The organism is Brenneria corticis (assembly GCF_003115855.1).
Taxonomy (GTDB): domain Bacteria; phylum Pseudomonadota; class Gammaproteobacteria; order Enterobacterales; family Enterobacteriaceae; genus Brenneria; species Brenneria corticis.
The window spans coordinates 81,349-106,606 of the sequence record NZ_KZ819082.1 but is presented as its reverse complement, the minus strand read 5'-3'; the positions used below and the strand labels follow the sequence as shown (position 1 = coordinate 106,606).

Annotated in this window: 16 protein-coding genes and 1 pseudogene; 7 read left to right on the top strand and 10 right to left on the bottom strand. The window is 52.9% G+C overall.

The window, feature by feature from the left end:
• Positions 1-3 precede the first annotated feature (3 nt).
• The 10 genes from DDT56_RS14150 to DDT56_RS14105 form a co-directional block, all read right to left on the bottom strand.
• Positions 4-192, bottom strand: a complete 189-nt coding sequence (locus DDT56_RS14150; protein WP_136167086.1) for a hypothetical protein — start codon at positions 190-192, stop codon at positions 4-6.
• A 95-nt stretch (positions 193-287) separates the two neighbouring features.
• Positions 288-776: a GNAT family N-acetyltransferase gene (locus tag DDT56_RS14145; RefSeq protein WP_136167085.1), complete on the bottom strand. Its 489-nt coding sequence runs from the start codon at positions 774-776 to the stop codon at positions 288-290.
• Positions 773-1,066 (bottom strand): type II toxin-antitoxin system TacA family antitoxin, encoded by a 294-nt coding sequence (locus DDT56_RS14140; RefSeq protein ID WP_136167084.1) that lies wholly within the window; start codon positions 1,064-1,066, stop codon positions 773-775. Before DDT56_RS14140 ends, DDT56_RS14145 begins: the two co-directional genes overlap by 4 nt.
• A gap of 461 nt (positions 1,067-1,527) precedes the next feature.
• Positions 1,528-2,445: a LysR family transcriptional regulator gene (locus tag DDT56_RS14135; protein ID WP_136167083.1), complete on the bottom strand. Its 918-nt coding sequence runs from the start codon at positions 2,443-2,445 to the stop codon at positions 1,528-1,530.
• A 194-nt stretch (positions 2,446-2,639) separates the two neighbouring features.
• The gene (locus DDT56_RS14130; protein WP_136167082.1) at positions 2,640-3,377 is read right to left on the bottom strand and encodes an SDR family oxidoreductase; all 738 of its coding nucleotides are present in this window, start codon (positions 3,375-3,377) and stop codon (positions 2,640-2,642) included.
• A gap of 341 nt (positions 3,378-3,718) precedes the next feature.
• Positions 3,719-4,603 (bottom strand): 2OG-Fe(II)-dependent halogenase WelO5 family protein, encoded by an 885-nt coding sequence (locus DDT56_RS14125; protein ID WP_246856784.1) that lies wholly within the window; start codon positions 4,601-4,603, stop codon positions 3,719-3,721.
• A 30-nt stretch (positions 4,604-4,633) separates the two neighbouring features.
• On the bottom strand, positions 4,634-5,332 hold the full coding sequence (locus tag DDT56_RS14120) for a 2OG-Fe(II) oxygenase (RefSeq protein WP_136167081.1): 699 nt from the start codon (positions 5,330-5,332) through the stop codon (positions 4,634-4,636).
• A 53-nt stretch (positions 5,333-5,385) separates the two neighbouring features.
• Positions 5,386-10,374: a non-ribosomal peptide synthetase gene (locus tag DDT56_RS14115; protein ID WP_136167080.1), complete on the bottom strand. Its 4,989-nt coding sequence runs from the start codon at positions 10,372-10,374 to the stop codon at positions 5,386-5,388.
• Positions 10,367-17,182 (bottom strand): non-ribosomal peptide synthetase, encoded by a 6,816-nt coding sequence (locus DDT56_RS14110; RefSeq protein ID WP_136167079.1) that lies wholly within the window; start codon positions 17,180-17,182, stop codon positions 10,367-10,369. Before DDT56_RS14110 ends, DDT56_RS14115 begins: the two co-directional genes overlap by 8 nt.
• Before the next feature lie 427 nt (positions 17,183-17,609).
• Entirely contained in the window at positions 17,610-18,587 is a 978-nt protein-coding gene (locus DDT56_RS14105) for a TauD/TfdA family dioxygenase (RefSeq protein WP_168197629.1), read from the bottom strand.
• 821 nt (positions 18,588-19,408) lie between these two features.
• Between DDT56_RS14105 and DDT56_RS14100 the strand changes: the two genes are divergently transcribed.
• From DDT56_RS14100 to aepY, 7 genes and pseudogenes are all read left to right on the top strand, one after another.
• Positions 19,409-19,822, top strand: a complete 414-nt coding sequence (locus tag DDT56_RS14100; protein ID WP_136167077.1) for a GNAT family N-acetyltransferase — start codon at positions 19,409-19,411, stop codon at positions 19,820-19,822.
• A gap of 87 nt (positions 19,823-19,909) precedes the next feature.
• A pseudogene (locus DDT56_RS14095) lies at positions 19,910-20,203 on the top strand (helix-turn-helix transcriptional regulator); the annotation flags it as partial.
• A 19-nt stretch (positions 20,204-20,222) separates the two neighbouring features.
• Positions 20,223-21,548, top strand: coding sequence for a cytosine permease (locus DDT56_RS14090; RefSeq protein ID WP_246856783.1), 1,326 nt, complete (start codon positions 20,223-20,225; stop codon positions 21,546-21,548).
• Positions 21,532-21,786: a nucleoside hydrolase gene (locus tag DDT56_RS14085; RefSeq protein WP_246856782.1), complete on the top strand. Its 255-nt coding sequence runs from the start codon at positions 21,532-21,534 to the stop codon at positions 21,784-21,786. Before DDT56_RS14090 ends, DDT56_RS14085 begins: the two co-directional genes overlap by 17 nt.
• A 359-nt stretch (positions 21,787-22,145) precedes the next feature.
• Positions 22,146-23,027 (top strand): NAD(P)-dependent oxidoreductase, encoded by an 882-nt coding sequence (locus DDT56_RS14080; protein ID WP_136167075.1) that lies wholly within the window; start codon positions 22,146-22,148, stop codon positions 23,025-23,027.
• A gap of 28 nt (positions 23,028-23,055) precedes the next feature.
• Positions 23,056-23,967: a phosphoenolpyruvate mutase gene (aepX, locus tag DDT56_RS14075; protein ID WP_136167074.1), complete on the top strand. Its 912-nt coding sequence runs from the start codon at positions 23,056-23,058 to the stop codon at positions 23,965-23,967.
• 54 nt (positions 23,968-24,021) lie between these two features.
• Positions 24,022-25,170 (top strand): phosphonopyruvate decarboxylase, encoded by a 1,149-nt coding sequence (gene aepY, locus DDT56_RS14070; RefSeq protein ID WP_136167073.1) that lies wholly within the window; start codon positions 24,022-24,024, stop codon positions 25,168-25,170.
• Positions 25,171-25,258 lie beyond the last annotated feature (88 nt).

Below are 25,258 nucleotides of genomic sequence, written 5' to 3'. Positions count from 1 at the left end.
TAATTAACGCATTGAATAAATTTTTTTAATAGCCATCGTTTTATTATCGATGGCTATTTTTCGTTCCTTCGCTTGTCCCATCCGGGTATTCATGGCGTCAAAAATCCAATGATCGGCGAGATTCGCGAAAAAAGCGATCATGTCGCCCGGACCATAATGCAGAACACCGATTTTTACGTTAATTCCTACCAACAGATGCATCCCGACAATAACGGCTGCCCGACCTCACGATTATTTTCAGGTGCTCAAACCTGCATCTTGCGGTTTATTGGGTATAGTAAATGCAATCAAACGCTATCCACCAAATCCCCCAACGTCACCATCAGCATCATCGGATCCATCGGCGAAGGCTCAAACCCTACCCGCAGGTAAAATTCCTTAACCTCATCAGACAGCGCATGAACCAACATCCCACGAATACCGATAGTCTCCGCTACCTGAATCACCCTTAGCCCGGCATCCCGCACCAGCGCCCGTCCGACACCCTGACCGTGCAATGATGTATCCACCGCCAGACGGCCCAGCACTACCACCGGGATCGGATCTGGCATATTGCGGCGAAAACGACCGGGCGCGGAATTTGTTGCCACCGCGCTGGACGCCAGCGAGTAATACGCCATCACTTTCGAGCCGTCACAGCAGACGAACGTTCGGGACGCTCCGGTTAGCTGATTTTTCATCGCCCGCTGTTTCAGCCAGTTATCCATAGAATCCACGCCGCAACAAAATGAAGATAGTACATGTTCGGCGTGGAGAGGCTCAGGGGCGGAGATCATTTTTTCCGTTCCCACGGCGCGGGCGTTTGCATGGTTTTACGCAGCGCGGCGTTTGGCGCAGAGGCCTGATCAAGGCGGGCAAGAAATTCCTGATAGGCTTCTGGATCCGCCATAATGATGCGCTGCTCGATCAGCGCTTCTTCTGCGGCAGCGCGGGCGGCTTCCAGTACGAAATCAGTGCGGTTTTTTCCTCTGGCTTTAGCCGCCCGATCGATAAGCTCGCGCTCGGCGGGTTTGATGCGTAAATTCAATGTCTCGCGTTTGACAGAAACGCGGTTCGTCGCTGGCATAATGTAATCCCCCGGCTTGCCATCTGAATATTAATTATACAGCACGTGTAACGCTGATGTCATTACGATTTATAAGTGGCGTGGGGGATCGAACCGAAGGAACGAAACTGAATGTTCCCGAGTCCGGCACCAAAATTCATAAACGGACGCCTATCGACATAACCAATTCCGGAAAATTTGGGGGCAGATTGCGGCTCATTCAGTTCGACGAACGGAGTAAACCGCAATGTTGACTGACAGCAAAATACGCGCGGCGAAGGACATAACGATCCTTCACCTTGTTTCACCGCCCCACGAGAGATCGTATCAGCAGTCCCCTCCAAACGGTGTCGAGCGTGGACTGAGGATCAACAAATGCGCTCCGCAACTTGCGATCCAGAATGGATCAGAGAACTACCGGCAATTGATCGTCCTCGCAGTTGAGGACTGCCCGGTCAACTAATGGGACGCGGCTGCCGCCACTAACCATTTCTCCTCGCGTTCAGCTCCTTGATATAGTCAACGAAGGCCCGCAGGGGCGATGGCATGTGCCGCCGGCTGGGGTAATACAGGTAAGGGCCGTCGAATTCCTGCCACCACTCTTCAAGCAGTGGCACAATCTCTCCAGATTCGAGATGCGGGCGCAAAAAATCCTCGAAGGTATAGACGATACCCGCGCCGGAGACGGCGCAAGCGAGTTGCAGATCGATGGAACTGGAAATCAGAGGGCCATCATCCGGCATAATGCGCAGCAGCTCGCCATCGCGCTCGAACTCCCAGGGCCATATGGCTCCGCTGGAAAATCGGTTACCGATGAGACGATGCTGGACAGGCAATGTCCGCGGATGATCGGGCAGGCCGTACTTCTCGATATAGGACGCCGACGCCGCGGCAACAAAGCGCTGACGCCTTGGCCCGATGGGGATGGCGATCATATCCTTGGCGATTCGCTCCTCGTAGCGAACACCGGCGTCGAACCCGCGCCCGATCACATCGCTGAAGTCATTCTCCATGACGACATCAAGGCGGATGCTGGGAAACCGTTCGAGAAACCCCGAGGCGATGCCGGGCAGAACATGGCGAGCGATGGGAACGGGCACGTTTAGCCTCAGCGTGCCCAGCGGGCGGTTGGCATCGTCCTTCAGGTCGTTGAAGGCCGCTTCGATCTCTGAGAATGCCGGCTTCAAACGTTCGATCAGCCTGGCGCCGGCTTCGGTTGGCGTGACGCTTCGGGTCGTGCGATTGAGCAGTCGTACTCCGAGGTCGGCTTCCAGCCGGCGGATCGCATCGCTGAGGGAAGAAGCGCTTGAGCGCCGCACCGCGGCAGCGCCCCGGAAGCCGCCTGCTTCCACGACGGCGATAAGATCGCTCACATCTTTGAGGTTTGGTAAAGATTTCATGGTCGCCGCCGAAAGTCTCGCCCCGTCCAGTTCGAGAATCCTCGCTTACCGCTTTAGGGCTTTTCTCAATCTATCATGCAGCAATATATCCGACAACACAGCCCAAATCGGATAGGCTGTACGGCTATCCGTACAATGGGAGCGAATGAAACCCGCCGAACCCGATAGCGGCAATCGGCCTCGGGAGGCGAGGCTCAGTTCATGCCGCCGTTCACAAAGATCGTTTGTCCATTGATCCAGCGGGCGGGGCCGGCGAGGAACGAGATCACTTCAGCAATCTCGGGCGGCTGCCCGATACGATTGAAAGGATTGAAGCTGGCGATCCGCTCGACGAGCGCCTCGTCCTTGCCGTTGAGGAACAGGTCGGTGGCCACGGGACCGGGGCCGACCGTATTAACGGTGATGTCGCGGCCTTTAAGCTCGCGGGCAAGGACCAGGTTCAGGCCCTCGACCGCGCCTTTCGACATGGCGTAGGGGCCGTAGGTCGGCAGGGCCTGGCGTTCGGCCGAGGTGGAGATGTTGATGATGGCGCCTCCCGCGCGCATCCGCCGGGCCGCCTCGCGCGACACGAGAAAGGTTCCGCGCACGTTGACGGCGTGCATGCGGTCGAACTCTTCCACGGTGAAATCGACGACGGGCTTGGTCGTCATGAGGCCCGCGCAGTTTACGGTGACGTCCACGCCGCCGAATTCCTGCTCGGTGAAGTCGAAGAGCGCCTCGACCTGCGCCTCATTGGCGACGTCCGCCTTAAAAGCCTTCACCTCGCCGCCGGCGGCCGCGATGGCGTCCACCGCCTCCCTGGCCGCGGCCTCGTTGCCGGCATAGTTGATGATGACGGCGAGCCCATCCCTGGCGAGCCGCTCAGCGGCGGCTCGGCCGATGCCCCGCGAGGCGCCCGTGACGATTGCAACTCTCTTCTCGGTAGTGCTCATGATTGCTCCTTTGTCGAAGAATAAGATGGGCCTATTGCGAATGTCAGGAGCCGATAACCGTGCTTTTCAGGTCGCTGACGAAGGTTAGGCTTGGTATCCATGTAGAATGGTAATGGAAGATGTCGTGTACGATAAGCGGGGTTACTCCGAACGGGGCGTTCGCCATTCCGCACAATCGAACGGAAAGTAATACCTTTTATTACCTTGGATGACCTCGGAGGTCTGTATGGCGGTATCCGTAAAGCTCGATACGCGACTTGAGGAAAGGCTTGCCCGAAAAGGAGCGTATTAATCGCCTCATCCATGAGGCTCGCCCTTGCAGGGTCGTCGCTATGCGCCAATCAGGTCCAGAATACCACCTTGTCTTTTCGGACCTCGCCGATGAAGCGGCCAGCAGTTAATCGGCGACCTTTATTCAGACTGGAAACACCATGCACATGGCTCGCATTCATAAAGTACACATCACCCGAATTGAGCTGTAGTTCGAGCTTTTCTACTCTGCCGAGTTCCATAATGTCGTAAGGGTAACCTGTTTCCATTACTCCGCAACGCGTACGGCATTCTTCGTCGGGATGAATATTCCATACGGTAAGGTTTCCGCCCAGTTCCGGCGCCTCAATACAGGCATTAAACGAGATCACTCGCTCTGCCAAGCCTATTTCAAACCGATCCCTGGCAGCCTGTTTCAGTTGCGCGACATCGTCATGGGGCATCAACGCCATTTTCCCGTTATCTAACCAACGTCGGAATGTCGCAAAGGAAGCGGGTATGTTTTTGTATCTGGAGAATCCGAAATGAATACCTTTTCGAGCAAACTCGCGCTCTAAATAGTAGGTGAAAAAAACATGTTCAACGTCTTCATCAGGGACGCCATCAAAAAGCTTCCAGTTATTGTCGCTATGGCGAATAACCTCTTTAATATATTCCGGCGCGGTTTTCGTAAATTGAGTGGCGCCAATCTGATTGGTCAATACGAAACCATCGTAATCCCGAGTACCGCCGTTGGTTTCTTCCAGTATCGAGTTGAAATTATGAGTTAACCTTTCAGCCAATTCAGAAGAAAAAGCATTGCGGATCACATAGACAACACTGCCGCTATGATGCCCCTGGGAAATAATATCATGCACGATTTCAAATTTTATATTGTCAGGCGTTGTTTCGATATAATCAAACCCGCGGCTAATTTTATGCCCAGAAAGCTGGCCGGAACGAATATAGCTATACATATGCGATAACCACCAAATATTTATCAGAGATTAAATAACGGCCAAGTACCGAACCAGGTTATTACGGACAGCGGCGGCCTGTTCATAGAGTTCAGTACCCCCTTGCTCCCGGAGTCTTTTCTCCAGGCAGTACTGTTGCCAATGAAGTTTTCGCACCTGGGCATTCTGAAACATGGATTGAAACCAACATACGGCTGCAATTCGTGAGCCTCGCAGCACCGGTTGTACTGCATGATAAATACCCGTTGAGTAAAAAACAGCGCTGCCTGCCGGGAGCTTGATAAGTTTCAATTCATCTTCAATTTCCAAAGCAAGCTCACCGCCGTCGTAACTATCAGGATTACTGAGAAAAAGGGTCATAGAATAATCAGTACGAATAAAGTTCTGCCCATACCGGCCGGGAGCTCGCCCAAACTGCGTCTGCCCGCCCTGAATGGGGAGGTCAATATGATTGTGATAAAACATACCTTTGTCGTAACGATTCACAATGGGATTGGTTCTTGCTCTCGGCGCTATCCTCATATTGACATCGTCAGAATTTTCCAGCGCTGAGTTAACCAAACCAACAATAGACAAGTAATCTTTGTCGGCCTTCATTTCCAAATTATTTTTCACACTGGAATCAACGTCAGCCGTGGCACTACCATTCAGGAACCCGGCAATATTCAACAATCTTTGCACTTCAAAAACATCGTTGGGTTTTAAAATATTTTCGATAATAAAAAACATAGCAACTCCTCTGAAAATTAACTGCGGTTTTGTTCTGAACGGCGTCGAATAAATCAGCGTCCATTAGCGACCTCAGCCACCTGCCTGGTCCACCACCCTGCCAACTCTGGCGCGTGCTGTTCGGACAAGATGCTGTAATGGTTGCCTGGGGTTTTCCATGGCTGAAGGCCCGCGATTTCCTTTTGCCAGGCCAGTGCAAGGTCGACCGGTGCTCTGGGCGCGCCATAGCCACGTTCCGAGGGATCACTGGCCAAGACGAGATGCAGGTTTTGCGGGTAGGCCGGCAGCGACTCGTACGTCCAACGCCGAGCCGCGAGATAGGCATGGAATGAGCCTGCCAAAAGCTCCGCCGGGCTGTTAGCTGGAACACGCCCATGCTCTTTGAGCACCTGATGCAGGCGCGATAATACCGTCAGTACGTCACCGTTTCTGATCTGTAGATCGATCCGCGCGGGTCTAATGTTCAGGGTATTGAAAATCGCCTCGGCAAAATCATCCATGGCCTGCTGGTTGGTCAACTGCCATGCATCCTTCAGCAGGCACGGAGCCTGGCTGTCAACCAGCGTTACCGAGGCGACATCGCCGCCTTGAAGGTTCAACTGGCGGGCCATTTCCAAAGCGACCAGTCCTCCATGGGAGTGGCCCAGCAGATGAATGGGACCGCAAGCGGAAATGCCCTGTATCGCCTTCAGGTTATCGGTTGCCGCAGTCTGGATCGAACTATGGGGCGGGTAATTACTTTCAATGCCGCGCGGCTGTAACCCGTAGACGGACCTACCGGGTTGTAAGGCGCCGACAAAGTGGCCCAGGCTGGTGACACTGCTGCCAGCGCCTGGCAGGCAGATCAAAGGAAAGACTTTTCCTGGGTGAGTGACAAATGGGATCAGCGGGTCGAATTCCGCTTTGGCTTTCCTCCGCCCCTTGGCGATACGAATGCTTTGCGAAATCATCTTCCCCAACCGCCGGCGATGATCCTCATTAGCCACCATTGAATTGTGATCGCCCGGCACATTCTTGATATGAATGCGCTCGATAGGCAAGGCACACTCCCATCCCAACTGTTCACTCAACGCCGGTTTGGCGATCATCGGTTCGGACTTGCACCGGATCTTTTTCAACGCAAGTTCTTCTGTGGCATTGAACTGATAGACATCAATATCCAGCGGCTCAGGGTAGTAGTCGGCGACCAGGCGTGCGAAGTTGACCTGCTGTTGCACAATCTTCAGATGCTTGGGGATATCGACATGTTCAGGAATCAGCTGCCACTGCTTGCCCAGTCTCATCAGTTCCTTCATGGAAAGTCGATCCTCCAATGCGCGTAATTCATCATAGCGATCGCCATCCAGGTCAAGACGATTGGCCTGCGCCTCAATTTGGCTGAACAGTTGCCGAGCTTCGCTCAACGCATAAGGATGTGATTTGATCCACAGCGCGTCGATCAATCCGATATAGTCGACCTCTTCATTCAGCCCCATCAGCAGTTTGGTCAACGCATGGATGATCACGCCGCCCGAGCAATACCCCACAAAATGGTAGGGGCCTTCTGGCTGAACCTGCTTGATCATCTTCAGCATCCGGTGAGCCATCGCCTCAAGGGTCGGTTCCTGTTCGACATCCGCCGGTAGCCAAGGCAGCCCATAAACGGGGTAGTCAGGATCGATTGACGGGGCTAACTCATAAAAGTATTCAATGTTTCCAGAACCTGCCGGGAGGAAAAATATCGGCAGTTGATGACCGGTTTGCCGAGCAGGCAACGCCTCATCTAATGCTGATTTACCATCCACTCCCTCACTGGCCATTTTGCTCAGTACCGGGCACTGGATAATTTTCATCAACGGTAAGTTGATGCCGAGTTTGCCCGCCTCGCTGGCCAACTGCATGGCCAGCAGGGAGTTCCCCCCTTGCGCATAGAAGTTGTCGTGGCGGCTGATCTTTTCTACCCCCAGAAGCTTCTGCCACAGAGTCATCAGCTTGATCTCAATATCGCCCGCAGGCGCCTCGTATACCTCGCTCGCATAAGCTGTATCCTTGAGGACCGGCAGAGCCTTACGATCCAACTTGCCATTATTATTGAACGGCAGCTTTTCCAGTTGTACGAAGGCGGCGGGGATCATGTAACCGGGTAGCCGCTCAGTGAGATATTCACGCAGACTGAGGCTTGATACGCGTTCGTCCCCACCGGCAACAACATAGGCCAATAGGCGTTTCTCCTGGCCCGGTTTCGCAGAGGCGATGACCGCACACATCGAAATCTGCGGGTGCTTAAGCAGTTGGCTTTCAATTTCACCCAGTTCGATACGGAACCCGCGAATCTTCACCTGGTTATCATTACGCCCGCAGTAAACGATCTCACCGGTGGCGAGGTGATAACCCAGATCCCCGGTACGGTAAATATGGCGCCCGTCCTGGAGCCCGGTGAACGGATCGGGCAGAAAGGCCATACGGGTCAGATCTTCCCGCTGGAAATATCCCCGCGCGACGCCTTCCCCACCAATATAAATCTCCCCGACTACGCCACGAGGAACCGGTTGCTGGCGCCGGTCGAGAATATAAATCTGGGTATTGGCCAGCGGTTTCCCCAGGCTGATGAGACCTGCGCCAATCTCTGCGTCGTATTTCCAACAGGTGGCAAATACGGTGCACTCGGTCGGGCCGTATTCATTGATGACCAAATTGTTTTTTGCCAATTGCCGCACCAGCTCCGCAGACGGCCCCTCACCGGCCAATGATATCTTGATGCCCCGGACAGCCTCGATAAACCGCGTACTCTCGATCATCGCCGAAACGATGGTCGGCACTAAAGTTACGTGGGTAATTTGGTTATCGACGAGGAAATCGACGAATGCATCACTGACGGTGCGCTGTTCCGGAGTAGGCAGATAAAGCGCGGCGCCTTGCGCCAGCCCTAACGTCAATTCAGCGATGCTGGCATCAAAACTGAAAGACGAGAACAGCAAGACCCGGCTGTCCACGGTGGCGCCGTACCGTTGACCATGCTGCATAGTGAAGTTGGTCAGGCTATGGTGCTCAATCATCACGCCCTTTGGTTTTCCGGTCGAGCCAGAGGTGTAGATGATATAGGCCAAATGCTCCGGGCTGAGGGCGTCCGGCCGCGGATTGCTTTCACTTTCGCCTCCGTATGCCCAAGCATTGAGATCCAATGCCCAGACCTTGTTCAAGGCCAGCAAAGCAGGGTTAAGCACCGCCTCGCCAATCGCGTCTACCAAGACTAAAAACGGGGCGGCGTCTTGCAGAATACGATTTAAGCGTTCTGAAGGATAAGCGGCATCCATGGGCACATAGACCCCGCCGGCCTTCAAAATCGCGAGCAAACCTATTGGCACGAACGGACTACGTTCAACACAGAGCGCAACGCGTGCCTCCGGGACCACGCCTTCGCGGATAAGGGCATGCGCCAACTGATTAGCGTAGTGGTTCAACCGCGCATAACTCAGCCGCTGGTTGCCGTAAACAACGGCGACGGTTTCAGGGTGTTGAGCCGCCTGCTCTTCAAATTGCTGAAAGAAAAAACGCTGCTTATCAAAAGATTGCTCTGTGCAATTGAGGTCATACAGCAACCAGTCGCGCTCTTTTGCCGATATCAGATCAACCTCGGAAAGGGTTTGCTCAGGATAAGCCAGCAGCCCGCGCAACAACGCGATCAGATAATCTTTATAACGTTCAGCGGTCGCCTCATCGAATAATGCGCGGGTGTAGCTGATTACCCCGCTTATCTCACCGGGGCTTTCAGTGCAGTGCAATTCCAGATCCGATTTGTGATAGCTTTTGCTCACCGAGATGTTTTCGATGGTTAATCCCGGCAACTCCAGTTTGCGGTCGCTGCCGCTATCGGTCCGCAGGCTGAAAATGGTTTGGTAGATCGGTGTATGGTCTAGGCTGCGTTCGGGCTTGAGAGTTTCCACCACTTTTTCAAACGGCAAGTCCTGGTGATCATAGGCGCTGAGTATGTTTTGTCTGGCGTTGCTCAACAGATTGCGCAACGTCGGGTCGGCGGAGAAATCCAGGCGAATGGCCAGCATATTCATAAATAGACCGATCAGCGGTTCAAACTCCGGCCGCCCTCTCCCGGCAGTCGGCGTACCAATAACGACGGCACCTTGCCCCGACAATCTGGACAGTAACGCGCCCCATACCGCAATCAGCAACATGAAGACCGTGCAGCCTTGTTGCCGACAATAAGCCCGCAACGACCTCTCCAATTCGCCATCCAGCACAAAACTGACGTTGCCGGCACGAAAATCCTGTACCTGCGGCCTTGGCCGATCCCAAGGCAATGACAGCAAAACCGGGATATCGGCCAGATATTCCGACCAGAAGGCTTGCTGCTTCACCAAAAGATCTCCTTGCAGCAAGCCGTTTTGCCAGTGCGCGTAGTCGGCATATTGCACTGGCAGAGCGGGCAGCTCGTCTATGGTTCCCCTCAGATTCGCCTGATAGAGCACATTCAACTCTTGAGTAAGCACCCCCAAGGACCACCCGTCGCAAATGATGTGGTGCAACGTCAGCAGGAACACATGTTCATGAACGTCGAGCCGGATCAAATGGCTGCGAATCAGTGGCCCCTGGCTCAGTTCGAAAGCCTTAAGCTCATTGTCGGAAACAATGTCTGCAAGACACCGCTGCGCATCATGCCGCTCACTCAGGTCGGTAAACCGCATCGGCATGGCGGTATCAGCCGGTAGTAATCGGCCGTGCAACCGCCCTTCGCGCTGAACAAATACCGTGCGTAATCCCTCATGACGCGCAAGGATCCGATCCAGGCTACGCTGCCACACCGCGACATTCAGCTCACCGCTTATGCGTGAAGCCAAAATGATATTCGAGCCACTCCCGACGTTGGGTAACTGGTCAATGTACCACTGACTTTTCTGCGCGAATGATACCGGCAAATCCCCTGCTCTACTGACTTTGGTAATACCGTCTTCTTTACGGACTAAGCTCCTGATTCCTTTGTTTTTTGCTCGGGCTCTTAACTGCTCAAGCTCGGCAATACTCATTTGATCCATATCGAAATTATTCATGCCGATAATCCTCACTGGAAATAAAAGTATTCAGTTCATCTTGATCAAACTCCTGCTTCAACAATGTCAGCAGTATTTGCCTGGAGAAATCAGTCAAGGTGCTGTACTTGAACAGCCGGGAAAGCTCTACGTGCACATCAAAGTCCCTTTGCACGAGGTTAATCAGCCGTACCGCCAGCAGCGAATGCCCGCCGAGGGCAAAGAAGTCGTCATCGCGCCCGATCGGGTCAACCCCCAGCAGCTGCGACCAAATCCGCGCCAGTTGCTCTTCTACCTCGCCCTGCGGCGCCTCATAGCTTTCCCGCGCAAAAATATCCCCCTCCGGCTCCGGCAGCGCACGACGGTCAAGCTTGCCGTGCAACGTCAGCGGCAACTCCGCCAACAGCACAAATTCCGCCGGCACCATGTAGTCCGGCAACTGCCTCAGCAAATCCTTCCGCAACCGACCGACCAGACCGTTGCCCTCCTCCCTCTCCCGGGCCACCACGTACGCCACCAGTCGCGCCTCTCCCGGCTTGTCTTCCCGCAGCAGCAACGCGGCCTGCACCACCGCCGGGTTCAGGTTCAGCGCCGCCTCTATCTCCCCCAGCTCAATGCGATAACCGCGCAGCTTCACCTGCTGGTCGTTACGGCCGATAAACTCCAGTTCGCCGTCCGCACGGTAACGCGCCAAATCCCCCGTACGGTACATTCGTTCGCCCGGGACGCCGCTGAACGGGTCCGGCACAAAACGCTCGGCCGTCAACGCCGGCCGGTTCAGGTAGCCCCGCGCCAACCCCGCTCCCGCCACGTACAGTTCGCCAACCACCCCGTCCGGCACCGGCTGCCGCCGGGCATCCAGCAGGTATAGCTTCAGGTCCGGAATGCGCTGACCGACCGGGCTTTGGCTGACCGTCCCGTCTTCCGCGCTCAGCGGTCTGTAGGTCACGTGCACCGTGGTTTCGGTGATACCGTACATGTTCACCAACTGCGGCTGGCGCTCGCCGACCGACTCGTACCACGGCGCCAGGATTGACGTATCCAGCGCCTCGCCGCCGAAAATCACATAGCGCAGCGCCAACGCCAGCGGACGTTGCCGCTGTTCGTTGATGAACGACCGGAAAGCGCTCGGCGTCTGATTCAGCACGGTCACGCCCTGCTCGCTCACCTGCCGGTAGAACGCCGCCGCATCGCGGGTCCGCTCCGCCGGCGTCAGCACCAGCCTGCCGCCGTGCAGCAACGCTCCCCAGATTTCCCATACCGAGAAGTCGAAGGCGAACGAGTGAAACAGGCACCACACATCCTCTGCGTTGAAGCCAAACCAGGGTTGCACCGCGCTGAACAAACGGCTCACCTGGCGGTGTTCGACCATCACCCCTTTGGGCACGCCCGTGGAGCCTGAGGTGTAAATGATATAGGCCAGCTGTTCAGGGGCGGCCCGGCCCTGCGGGTTAGGCTGCGCCAGGTCGCCATCCTCCGGCATATCGCCGAGCAGCAGGACGGCCTCATAACCTTGTCGCCGTAGGGTAGCCTGCCCCTGCGCGTCGCACAGCGCCAGCGAGGGGCGGGCGTCTTCGAGTATCAGGCGAATACGCTCGACCGCGTAGGCCGGGTCAATAGGCAGATAGGCCGCGCCGGCCTTGAGGATAGCCAGCAGTCCGACCATCATCTCCAGCCCCGGCACGGCACACAGGGCCACCGGCGCGTCGGCTTGCACGCCGCGCCGGATCAGGTCATGGGCCAGTTGGTTGGCCCGCCGGTTGAGCTGCGCGTAGGTCAACGACCGTTCGGCGAAGACCACCGCCACCGCATCCGGGCGCAGGGCGGCCTGCCGTTCGAACTGCTGATGCACGCAAAGCGCGACGGGCTGCTCCCGCAGCGGTTGATTGCGCTGGTGGATCAGCGACTGAACTTCGGCTTCCGGCAGCACCGCAAGTTGCTGGAGAGCCGTTTGTGGGTTCTGCTCCAGGGCCTCGACCAAGGACTCCAACGCCTGCCGGGTGTATGCCAGTATCCGTTCGCCGCACAGGGAGGCGACCGCTTGCAACGTCAGCCCGGTTTGATGACCGTAGTCTTCGACGGAAAGAACCAGCGGGTAACTGGTGGTCTCGTTGAAATCAATCAGGACAATCTCGGGGAAATCCGGCAAAGGCTGGGTATAGAGGGTAGCGCTGGTGTTATGCCGATAATTGAGCAGCGCGCCAAACAGCGGCGCCGGCGGCGCGATGCCGCTCGACTGCTGAGCGATCACCAGCGACGCCTGTTCATACCCCAGCAACGAGGTCAGTTGTTGATGCATCTGCTGCACCGCGGCATCGACGGGGCGCGTGTCGATGTCTACGCGAGCCGGTAAAGTATTAATGAACATTCCCAGAGCCTGCGCGCTGCCATCGCCGTAGGCGCGTCCAAAAAAGACGCTCCCAAATACCACTTGAGACTGGCCGCTGATGGTGGCCAACACCTTGGCCCACGCCACATGAAAAATACTGGCCAGGCTTACTTCTCTTTGCCGTGCCTGCAGGCGTAACCGTTCGTTCAGGGAGCGACTGAGGATCTGGCGCGACTCTTCAATACGCTCGCCTGCTATCTGGAGAGGGTTGCGGCCGTAGGGCAGACAAGGCTCGGTGATGTCACCCAGCAACGCCGAGAAAAACGCCCGCTGGCGCTGCTGATTATCGGTCTGAAGGGTCCGCTCGATCAAAGTGCGAAACGCCGATGCAGGGGGAAGTATATCGCCCTCCCCCTTCATCAGTGCGTTTACCTCGCGGTAAATGACCTCAAGCGTGGTGTGATCGCCCACCAGATGGTGAAACCGGTGTAGTAATAACCAGCGCCTGTTCGGCCTATCCTCAACGGCCGCCACCTGCAACAGAGGAGCCCGGTCCAGCGCAATCGAGAACTGACGAGGGTCGTAGCGTTCGTAGAGTTGATGGTAAATTTCACCGTCGCGCGCATCCAGATCAAGCCAGGTGACGGGCAGCGTTACGTGACGCATCAGCACCTGAACAGGCTGCTCCAGCCCCTGCCCGACAAAGGCCGTACGCAGGATGTCATGGCGTTCAACCACCTGCTGCAAGGCGGCCAGATAGCGCTCAAGGACAGTGCGATCGGGAAAAGCAAGAACCGTGACCAGCAAGTAGGGGTCGCCCCGTTCGGCCATGGCATGGTGAAAATACAATCCTTGCTGCAACGGCGATAACGGATAAATGTCCTGAATATTGCCGACATCGCCGCCAATCTGACGGCAAATCGAATCAATGCTCCCCTGGCTCAGACTCAGCAACGGCAGCATTTCGGGCGTAATCTGCATCGCTCGCTTCGGGATCCCTGACGCGGATGCGCCGGACTGCCGGACTAACGCCAGATGCGCCGCGAAAGCTTGTAATTGCGGTGTTTTGAACAATTGCTCGACGTTGGCCTGCCAGCCCAATTCACCCAAGCGGCCAATCAACTTGATGGCTAACAGCGAGTCGCCGCCCAAGGCAAAGAAATTGTCCCGGCGACCAAGGCGCCCCACCTGGAAATATTCTCCCCACAGAGTGGCAAGCAATTGCTCACGCTCGCTTTCCACCGGCTCATAGGTCTCCCGGGCAAACGCCAGGCCGTCAGGCGCGGGCAGCGCCTGACGATCGATTTTACCATTTGGGGTCAGCGGCATATCAGCCAGCGTCACGAATGCCGCCGGGACCATGAATGCCGGGAGCTTATTCTCCAGCGCACTGCGCAGCTCATTGATTTCGCAGTGACGGCCGGCCTCGGGGACCAGATAGGCGACCAATCGCGGGCCGCCGCTCCCGTCGTTACGGACAATGACCGTGCACTGCGCTATCCCATCCTGTTGCTTAAGCGTCGCTTCGATATCGCCAAGCTCGATGCGGAATCCGTGAATTTTGACCTGATGATCCTCACGCCCAATAAACAGCAGGTTTCCATCGGGCAGATAACGCGCCAGATCACCAGTGCGATAGATACGTTGAGCCGAGCCAGGATGAAAGAGATCGGGGATAAACCGCTGTGCGTTCAACTCAGGACGATTGAGGTATCCCTGCGCCACGCCCTCCCCACCGATGCAAAGTTCTCCGATGGCGCCGAAAGGCACCAGGCGCTGCCGTGAATCCAACAGATACAGCTGGCTGTTACCCAACGCCCGCCCGATCGGGACTACGTCGCCGTCATAACTTTCAGGACAGCGCCAAGCGGCATTGCAAACCGTGCCTTCGGTAGGGCCGTAACCATTAATCACGGTATTGCGTTGGCTCAGTTGGCGGAATACCTCGATACCAGACGCTTCCCCGGCCAGCGTCAACACCACGGCGCTCAGGCCTTGGCTGAGTATCGTGCTACGGCTCAACAACGCCGGAGGTAAGGTTGCATGGGTAATCTGGTGGTGACGGAAGAAATCCAACAAAGCCTGCTCATCTAAACGCTGCCGTTCAGTAGGGAAATACAGCGCCCCGCCATATCCAAGCGCCATGGCCATTTCCCAAATGCTGGCGTCAAAACTCAAGGATGAGAATTGCAGAATCCGACTATTACGGCTTACTCCTAATAACGCGCCTTGCTCTCGGTACAAACTGCACAGGTTGGCGTGGGACACTTGTACCCCTTTGGGCGCGCCCGTTGAACCCGAGGTATAGATAATGTAAGCCGTTTGCCGCAAATCGAGATCGGTCAGTAGCGGGCGGGCAACTACCGTCCGGCCGGACAGCTGCGTATCCAGCCGGAGCATAGGCAACCCCGGCGGTAAGGCTGCTGACAAGACGTTCTGACCATCCTCATCGACCAAAAGCAGCCCGGGGGATGAATCCTGAAGGATGTAGGTCAGACGCTCCGCCGGGTAACCCGGATCGAGAGGAAGATAAATCGCCCCCAGCTTCAACGTTGCCAAAAAGCCGATAAGCGTCGCCGGGCTTTTTCTCGCGCAAAATGCAATGACGTCGCCCGGCTTCACTCCCCGGGCGGCTAAATGACATGCCCACTGCTCGGCGCGCTCATCGTATTGCCGATAGCTGAATCGCTCCGCCGCAAAGACTAGCGCCGTTGCTTCGGGCGTTATTTGGGCAAAGTGACTGATTTGAGCGGCCAGCGATCTCTGCGGTTGAGGACGCTGTCGCCCCGGATTCAAGCCATGAATCAGATACTCTTGTTCATGCGGCGGCAGCAATATCAAATCCACACAACGCTGCCGTGCGGAACAGCGGCTAAGCTGGCTGCCCAGGGTATGCAGGTAACCCAGAAATCGCTCAACCTCTGCCTCGTCCAGCACCTGCGGGTTGTAACCCAGGCGGAAAGCATTATGGCCGGGCTCTTTGTGCAAGGTCAGCTGTTGCGCAACCGGACACCTTGCCCCGTCGGCGATCAGAATCGGCCAGGCCAACTCGGCGGATAAGCCCCCTAACGAGCGCAACGCCGGATAACGCTGATACACAGTCCTGACATAGGATGGCAACCCACTGACGCGACGCTCTTCCTCGGCCAGTAGGTCGAGGTTTTCAGCCAGGGTACGCTGTTCATCAAGCATCAAATGAAACGGTACGCTATCGCTTATCAGCCCTTCAAATAGAGGTTCCTGCGGAGGTCGCGACCAGCCCAACTGCAGATCTGAACAATTCGTGAACCTGCTTAAGGTAAGGATAAAAGCCAACAGCAGAGAGTCATGGCTGCCGGTTGCATGCGGTGCCGCGGCATACCAGGTCTGCCACGGCGTATGGGCCCAAGAGTTATACTCAGGAGCGATATCCGGGGTTTCAGCCTGGCCGGATAACGACAGCGGACTGAAACGGGAAAGCCGTTCGCACCAGAACCGCTCGTACCGAGCGGCATCTTCATGCAATCGGGTCAGCGCCTGTTGTTGACTATTCGTCAGCAGAGGCAAAGCTTGCCCCGGCTGTAAACCGGAAAAATCATGCCTTGAAGCCGCCGTGCGCGTCTGTTTGCCCCCCAGGGCGCTCAGACCGCTGACGCGGACATCAAAATCCGCAGTCGCTATAACAAGAGCGTCGTCTGTCGCCGATAGCAGCGTACCTCCGGGCTGGGTACTCTGTGTTGACAGCACTTCCAGCTCCGAGAGCCGAACCACGTCGAAATCCTCCAGTAGGATTTTCGGCAGGTCCAAAGGCGCAACGTAATACTCGCCATAATTCAGAGCCCTGACCAACGCAGAAAGCTCCGCGGCGGGTCGATCCCAGCGCAGCACACCGCCCGCCAGGGGCCGCCGATAGCCGGTATAAAAACTGCGTTCAGCCAAATTCTGCGCAGTGCGAGACAGCGTTTTCTGCTCCAGTGCCGTCAACAACTGGTCAAAACCCAGCCGGGCGGCCTGATAGCATTTCAGGTTAAGACTGAACGCCGTTTCATTGGCCGTAATCGCGACCGGAACGCGCGCAACGATATCCCCCTGGTCGACCGCCTCCTCCAACAAATGCCAACTGATGGCGTAGTCATGCTCCTGGTTTAAAAGCGCCCAACCGGTCGCATTTTGCCCGGCATAGCGCGGTAACGGGCTGTCGTGATAGTTAAAACAGTACCCTTGCACACTGTTTATTAGCTCGGAGGAAAGGACATAAGGGTTAACAATGGAAAATAGATGCACAACCTCATGGGTTCGACAGTGATGAGCCAACGTATCCAGATTATCCAGACAAGGAATACCCTGATTTCCGGCCCATTCCCTAAAGACCTCATCCACACTCACTACGGCAGAAATCACATGCCCCGAACGTAACCATTGTTCCGCGCAGTAGATCGCCAACGTTGTTCCGCCAATCATTACTGAAGGCAATAACTCTACTTCGTCACCCCCTAATAGGTGAGCGTGTTCGTAAATCATTACGGTCCTCAATACTTGAAGTTTGATGCTCAGAAGCCAAGCGTCGATTCAGGCTGTCATCAGGCCTTCACGCAATTTGACCGCTTTGTCGGAGTGGCTAAAAATACTGTTCGTGATAACTGATGGCGAATTATTTTCAGTAACAACCCGATCAGAAAAATAAAAATTAGATAATTAAAGATACAAAAAATATAATTACACCACGAAACCGCCAATGAAGAAAAAAAATGAAAACGCGTTCAGCAGCAGGTATTTTCGCCTGAAGACCCCCAGCAAAACCCCACATATCACTCACCATCCCCGAACACTAAATATTAATTAATCATAGCAAAAACAATTCTCGACAATTGCACTTCGGACAGGCAAAAATATATATCGCTTGAAATAAAAAAAGTGATCACCATGAAAAACCTGAAATTTTTGTCACTTATTCGGTCATGCTTGAATAGGGTTCCATCATTGCAACAGCGATCTTTCTATCTCCGGTATAAGGATTTCGACCATGGGTATAACGCATATTATCCAGCAGCAGGATATCCCCTTCGCACCAATCAAATTGATAGCGATTATCGGCTAATACTTCACGGATAAGATTCAATTTTCTCATTGGAATTTCCGCTCCATCCCCGAAAAGTGAATGACGTGGAACTTTGTCCCGCCCAAAGGCATGCTCAAGCGCTTTAGCAGACATTTCACCGGCACCGGTAATATGAAACATATGGCACTGGTTAAAAAAAACCCTTTCATGACTTAAAGGATGACGAGCAACCCCCTGGCATACCTGCCAGGTTCGCAACGTTTGGCTATCCAACCACTCATATTCAATGTCGTTTTTGCGGCAGAAGCTGTTGACCTGCTCGGGAGTTTCAGCCTGAAAAACAGTCTGCCAGGGCAAGTCAACAAAGGGCCGATAGTGCCGAACATAGCGAACTCCTCTTTCCTCGAACTCGTCGAGTAAACTTTTGCCCAGGCTTTGAGTTATTCTGTTGAGATCCGCAATCGGCGTTTGGCCGCCCGTTCCCGGACGGACAATGCAGCAAAACCCCAGCACCATTGGCCAGTCGCGCTGATAGGCGTTTTCCGAATGCTGGTCAATGGAGAGCGGGCTAGGGTACTCCGTCGCTGTAAAGACATTCTTGCTCAGCGAACGTCTGGGAGTTGAACGGTAGGTATAATCGAGCGTTCGACTGAACAATCGACTGGATAGTTTTGAAAAGGAATCAGAGGTAACGGGCATAAAGTTTCGAAGCAGAACCGCCCCCTCCGTCCATAGTAAATCTTTCAAATAATCAACGTTGTTATCCAGGAATTCGAACACATCTCTATTTTCCTTAGTAGAAACAACAGAGACCAAATCAGCGATATTTCCTTGCGGTGCCAGACGACTCACTTTTACGAGATTCATCCACCCTCCCAGCATGTAATTAGCAAGCCACAGTGAGCACTAAATGTAAGCATGGTCACAGCTGCCATGCCTCGAATAATTCATAAGATTAGCTAATCAATTTACCTAAAAAAGGCTAGTTCACATCACACTCTATTAGCAAATTATTTTTTTGCCCATAGAGGAAAAGCTCAAAAAAACAAAATAACACATTGATTTATAACTATTGTTTTACAAGTGAAGAGGTAAGTTCAAACAATGATAAAATTTCAAATTAATCATCAGGAAAAATCAATTAATTACAACCGCACTTAAAGTTTAATTATTTTAAGGTAATATTGAATGCCTTTCTGACTACAGAACTTAGCCCGCCGGTAGCGGGAGCTAACACTCTGTTAGTGAAGCGATTATTTCCCGCTCCGTTAACTCGTTATCATCGCGGGTATGCCTATTCGTCGACCTGTCAGACGGTGATGGCAAAGATAAAGAGAGGAAAACCATCTTTCCCAGCATGGCCATTGCGTCCCTAAATGAACCAGACTGACCATTGAACACTCAGGCCAGAACACATCCCCCACGCCATTGCAAATCAGCGATCGCGGCGGAATAGTTGTTACCGTTGGAGGAATACCGGTGAAGGACATTATTCACACACCCCGATTAATCTGACATTATATAAATATCTCGATCTTTATATTCATCGCGCTGTTTACCATAGCGCAATACGCGAGCGTGAGAACGGGTGAAAACCCCTCTTGTTTCATAAAAATATTTATGTTATTAGCCAACTCTGAAATATGAAAATATAATTTAAACATCAATAATAAGGATGCGAACAATAAATGAATTTAAATATTACCGACAAGCCGGATCAAAGCGAACAAGACTTCGTTATTCAAAGCCTGTGGAAACACAATGAAAAATACGACGCCGTCGATATTCACCCATTATTTTTAAACTTCAGGGACGAGGCCGGCGCCATCGTGGCGGGTCTGGTGGCCAGAACCTGGTGGGGAGGCCTTGAAGTTCAATATCTGTGGGTCAGCGAGGAACACCGAAAAACCGGGTTAGGCAGCCAACTGATGAAAAAAGCCGAAGAGGAAGCGCTCAAACGCGGTTGCCATCTGGCCTATGTCGATACCTTCAGTTTTCAGGCGCGGGGCTTTTACGAAAAACTGGGGTATCGCGAATACGGAAACCTGCCGGGATATGCCCACAAGCACACGCGTCACTATTTAGCAAAATCGATCCGCTGAGTCAGCATTAGCCTAAAAGGAGGGCAGGATGCCATCGTCGCCTAAAAGTATGAATGATTATATCCGCAGTCTTATTACGCTGTTCCCCCTTTGGTTTATATTAACCACAAAAAGCCCACCACGTTGAACACCGAATTAACCACCGACATTTTCACCAAGTCTGAACTTGATATTATTTTTCTGATATTGCAAAGGCTTAGCAATAAAGAGATCGCCAGAAAAATGAACGTTTCATATAAAACCATTGAGAACAGGGTATATAGCATGTATCAAAAGTCGAACGTCCATTCGTTGAATCAATTTGAAGCGTTTTGCCATCATCTGGGACTGGATAATTACGTTCCCAATTCACTCATAGAGAAAGGCATTCAATTTATTTAAATATAAGGAATATATTCAGATGGAAAGAATAGATGATTACCCGGTCAGCCGGGTGCCGATGAATGTACGGCTGCCCTTTTTTAATGTGGCATTGGTCCATATAGGGATGCTGACCGCGCTGGATCAATTTATGTTAGGCGCCGTACTGGGCAACGCCATGACCGATGCCTTTATATCGATTTTTATCGGCAGCGCGATTTTCGGGGTGGTAACCTTGGGCCTTGGCTATGCGGGTATGAAAGAAGGATTATCCGGCAGCCTGCTGGCCAGATGGTGCGGTTTCGGACGCGTTGGTTCCGTATTGATCGGCCTGGTGATTGCCGTCAGCCTGTTAGGCTGGTTCGGCGTGCAAAACGCCGTATTTGCCAAAGCCCTCAACTTCGCCCTCAACGACAGGTTAGGCTTCGGCTGGTCGGCCGCCCTGTCCGGCGCCGCGTTGACGATTCTGGTCGCCTTTGGCTTCAAGGCGTTAAAATTTACCGCGAAAATAGCCGTTCCGCTGTTTATCTTTATCGTCGGCTATATCTCCGTTATGACCCTCACCGGGCACAATATCGTCGAGTTGCTGCGCTCCGCTCCCACCGGCGCGGCCGTTTCCATCAGCGCCGGAGCCACCATGGTGGTCGGCGGCTGTATCGTGGCAAGTTTAATTACCCCCGATATGACCCGCTACTCTCAAAAAGGCAACCACGTTTTCTGGATCACCATTATGTCGATCATCGTGGGGGAATTCATCGTCAACGGTTTGGCGATATTAATTGCCCGGGCGCTGAATATCGCCGACGTGGTGACCATCATGTCGCAAACCGCCGGGGGAATCGGGCTGATCGCGGTTATTTTTTCCACCTTGAGAATCAACGACATCAATCTTTATTCGTCATCGCTGGGCATCGCCAACGCCATAGAAGGCGTGACCGGCAGAAAACTCAGCTATATGTCGATCACCTTGGTGATTGGGTTTATTGGCACCTTCCTTTCCGTGATGGGTATTTTAGATAGGTTCGTGGATTTTCTCACGCTGCTTGGCGTGCTGTTCCCGCCGATTATCGGCATCATGCTGGTCGACTATTATATTTTACGCACCCATCGGCAATTGCTCGCCGCCAGCAGAAAAAAAGGCGCACTACCGGAAATCACCGATACGCCGTTGATCGGCTGGGCGGCCATCGCCGCGAGTATTGCCGGCGCCGTGGTAGGCTTCGCCATCGAATGGGGTATTCCGGCGCTTAATTCGCTGTTGGCTGCCAGTATGCTGTATTGGCTGATTAAAGCACGCCGCCCGAACCATAATGCAGATCACCGATTTTTACGTCAATTCCTACCAGGAGATGCATCCCGACATTGACGGCTGTCCGCTTCACGATCCGCTTGCCGTTGCGGTCTGCGAGGATCCCGGCTACCTGTCTCTCGAATCTTTATACGCCCATATCGAACTGCATGGTGAATGGTCGAGGGGACAGGTCATTCCCGATCGTCGGCCGGTTTCCCGACACCTTTTTAATGCCCATGTGGCAATAGATGTCGATGCGACGCGCTTCCAGACGACGTTCCTGGCGGTGATGCTGAACGAAGCGACGCCTTGATGAGCGGGTTTTGGTGCAACCGGGTTTTCAACCAGCGTAAACGGCACTGGCTGCATTCACCAAGGATAAAGAATGGGAAATCATCTTTAACTGTACATAAAATCGTATAACTCTGACTCATGGTGAGTAGGAGTAATTATGTGAATTACTATTTTCCATTTTCATTATAAAAATAATGGGTGTATTAAATAATTAACATAAAGCAGGCATAAACCATCACAACAGGTTATTTACCATTAAATCCTGACGACATTATATAAAATATTATCATAACTAATTTATCAAGTTATTACTTAGGAGATTAATTATTAATAAAAACCAGTCATCTAATTAGCGATCTAAAGTAAGGAAAATTAGATATGAGGAAAAAAATAAATATTGTTGGCGCAGGGTCATTAGGCAGCGCATTGGCCAGAAGATTAATTGACTGCGGCTATCCGGTATCAGTATTTAATCGAACCAGAAATAAAGCCGATCTGCTGATTGATGATGGAGCCATACCGATTTATGAAATACAAGATATTTTCAATGACGATTGTTGTATTGTTATCGCCTGTCTAAAAGACGCTGACAGTATTATCTCAACATTTATGCCGCTGCTCGATGGACGCAGTAATCACCCCCATGAAAAGCTGCTTATCAATACCAGTACATTGGGGCCGGAAGAATCCCGCAGGGTTGAAGCCTTCATGCGGAAAATCCCGTTGAAATACGTAGAACTCCCTGTTTCCGGGGGACCGGAAGGTGCACGCCAAGGAAAGCTGGTCGCTTATATGGGGCCGGTAACGGACAGTTTTCTTCCGGTACTACTGGAGATGGTGACAGTCCTCTGTAGCCGCTATTCATTGATGCGCAGTAATCAACATGCTCAGGCGATGAAGGTAGTTAATAATTATTGTGAAGCGATGAATATGGCGGTGGCCGCCGAAGCGATTTTTCTGGCGGAAAAAATAGGGTTAAACAAAGACGAAATTTGCGAAACCTTGCCGATGGGCAGAGGTCGATCCGTCTACATGGATGTATTGTTGGATAAATACAAACGTAACGACCGTTCCATCTCTTTTCCACTGGATCTTCGCATTAAAGATCTCTTGCTGGTCGCCCCTCTTTTAGAACAGACCTGCGTGCAAAGTTTTTTCTATCCGCAACTGGCGAAAGCCTATCAAAAGGCATTATCTGATAACCCGTCGCGTGTTGACCAAAGTACCTATTTCGATTTTTTTAAGGCTTACAACAAGTAATTATTTATTGATATAAAAGGAACCGCTCATGAAAAGCAACCATTCTCTTACAAGCACCACCTCTGACAAACGCCGTAACGCTTTGAAACAGGCGCTGGATAATAAAAAAAGCATCCGGGTTATGGAAACGCATAGTCCGCTGGCCGCACTGCTGGTGGAACAGGCGTCTTATGTCCTGAACGAAAAATCTATTGGATTTGACGCCTTTTGGTCAAGTTCGTTAACCGATTCAACGGTACAGGGTAAACCCGATATCGAATTATTATCGCTGAGTAGCCGTTTAAATAGAATTGCGGATATATTTGATGTTACAAGCAAACCGCTAATCCTTGATGGTGATACAGGGGGGCAAATAGAACATCTGCCTTATCATATCAATGCAGCGGAAAAAATGGGGATATCCGCCATAATTATTGAAGACAAAACAGGTTTGAAGAAAAATTCTCTTTTTGGTACGGATGTAAAACAAACACAGGACGATCCCACCCACTTCGCTGAGAAAATAACCGCTGCCAAGGAAGCACAGCTTACTGATGATTTTATGGTTATTGCCAGAGTGGAAAGTTTAATTCTGGATGCGGGTATGACGGATGCTATTGACCGGGCGCTCACCTATGTCGCCGCCGGCGCGGATGGTATTATGATTCATAGCCGTAAAGTCGATCCGCAAGAAATCATAGATTTCGCACGGATATTTAAGAAATCCGCGCCAAATATCCCATTAGTCTGCGTTCCTACCAGCTTCAATAATATTACTTTTGATCATCTTACTGATTATGGTTTCAATATTGTCATTTATGCCAATCATTTGCTGCGGGCATCCTACCCGGCAATGAGGAATATTCTCGAGGATATTTTAAAGAATGGCCGCACCCAGGAAATTGAAAATCTGTGTATGCCGATAAAAGATATTCTGGAACTGATTCCCGGGACAAAATAATTAGTCTTAGACCATCTTATCTCTACCGCATTCTAAATACCCAAGAAGGATATTATGATTTCTTCACACGATCTTATCGAGTTATTGCGTGAGCACGATGTGGATTTTTATAGCGGCGTGCCGGACTCGCTGTTAAAAGAATTCTGCCGGGCAATTTCCAACGCCGACGATGGCATCACGCATGTCACGGCCTGTAATGAAGGGGCGGCCATGGGGATGGCCATTGGTCACTATCTGGCGACCGGCCATATTCCGGCTATTTATTTGCAAAACTCGGGGCTGGGCAATCTGATCAATCCGTATTGCTCACTGGCGGATATTCACGTGTACGCCATCCCGGCCCTGCTTATTATCGGCTGGCGCGGCGAACTCGCCGACAATGGGGAGCAGTTGCATGATGAGCCTCAGCACGTCAAACAAGGCCGGGTCACACTGCCATTGCTGGAAACGCTGGATATTCCGTATTACGTCGTTGACGGCAATGAGGCGGACTTGCCAACCAACGTGGCTTCACTGCTTGAGCAGGCTAAACATGAACAGCGCGCCGTTGCGCTGGTGTGCAGGAAAAATACGTTTTCGCCCACGCCGGCCGAGCGGCACGTCGCCAATCCGGCAGCGGAAAAAGGGGTTATGACCCGAGAGGAGATCGTTGCCTGCTGCCTTGACATTCTGCCGAACACGCTCCCCATCGTCAGCACCACCGGTATGCTATCGCGGGAATTGTACGAACTGCGCGAACGGGACCAGCTCAGCCACGAAAAAGACTTTCTTACCGTCGGCGGCATGGGCCACGCCTCTCAGATAGCGCTGGGTATTGCGTTAGCCAATCCACAGCGGCGGGTCGTGTGTATGGATGGCGATGGCGCGGTGCTGATGCATATGGGGGGGCTGACCAATATTTCTCAGGTAGACAACATCCTGCATATTGTTATCAATAACGGCGCTCATGCCTCGGTTGGCGGTCAGGTAACCCTGGCCGCCAACCTATGCCTGTCGGAGATCGCTCACGCCATCGGTTACAGCTATACGCAAACCGTCGCCACATCGTTGGAATTGGCGCTAAGCCTTACCCATGCCCTGTCTCGACCGCAAAACGCCTTTATTGAAGTGTTGTGTCGTTCCGGACACCGCGCCGATCTTGGGCGGCCGAAGCGCACGCCCATCGAAAATAAAACCGACTTCATGCATTTCCTGCAAGCCTAAATCACGCATCGTTCGCCATTCATGATGGTTGTCCCCATCCCCGGGTGGTTCCGATGCCGAACAGTTGTTATCTGTGGCTGGATAACGG

Coding starts and splice junctions, on each gene's coding strand:
- DDT56_RS14085 (WP_246856782.1), top strand. CDS start 21,532: ATGCATCCCGACATTGACGGCTGTCCGCTTCACGATCCGCTTGCCGTT.
- DDT56_RS14115 (WP_136167080.1), bottom strand. CDS start 10,374: ATGAATAATTTCGATATGGATCAAATGAGTATTGCCGAGCTTGAGCAG.
- DDT56_RS14105 (WP_168197629.1), bottom strand. CDS start 18,587: ATGAATCTCGTAAAAGTGAGTCGTCTGGCACCGCAAGGAAATATCGCT.
- DDT56_RS14120 (WP_136167081.1), bottom strand. CDS start 5,332: ATGTTTTTTATTATCGAAAATATTTTAAAACCCAACGATGTTTTTGAA.
- aepX (WP_136167074.1), top strand. CDS start 23,056: ATGAAAAGCAACCATTCTCTTACAAGCACCACCTCTGACAAACGCCGT.
- DDT56_RS14090 (WP_246856783.1), top strand. CDS start 20,223: ATGGAAAGAATAGATGATTACCCGGTCAGCCGGGTGCCGATGAATGTA.
- DDT56_RS14110 (WP_136167079.1), bottom strand. CDS start 17,182: ATGATTTACGAACACGCTCACCTATTAGGGGGTGACGAAGTAGAGTTA.
- DDT56_RS14130 (WP_136167082.1), bottom strand. CDS start 3,377: ATGAGCACTACCGAGAAGAGAGTTGCAATCGTCACGGGCGCCTCGCGG.
- DDT56_RS14125 (WP_246856784.1), bottom strand. CDS start 4,603: ATGTATAGCTATATTCGTTCCGGCCAGCTTTCTGGGCATAAAATTAGC.
- DDT56_RS14080 (WP_136167075.1), top strand. CDS start 22,146: ATGAGGAAAAAAATAAATATTGTTGGCGCAGGGTCATTAGGCAGCGCA.
- DDT56_RS14145 (WP_136167085.1), bottom strand. CDS start 776: ATGATCTCCGCCCCTGAGCCTCTCCACGCCGAACATGTACTATCTTCA.
- DDT56_RS14135 (WP_136167083.1), bottom strand. CDS start 2,445: ATGAAATCTTTACCAAACCTCAAAGATGTGAGCGATCTTATCGCCGTC.
- DDT56_RS14140 (WP_136167084.1), bottom strand. CDS start 1,066: ATGCCAGCGACGAACCGCGTTTCTGTCAAACGCGAGACATTGAATTTA.
- aepY (WP_136167073.1), top strand. CDS start 24,022: ATGATTTCTTCACACGATCTTATCGAGTTATTGCGTGAGCACGATGTG.
- DDT56_RS14100 (WP_136167077.1), top strand. CDS start 19,409: ATGAATTTAAATATTACCGACAAGCCGGATCAAAGCGAACAAGACTTC.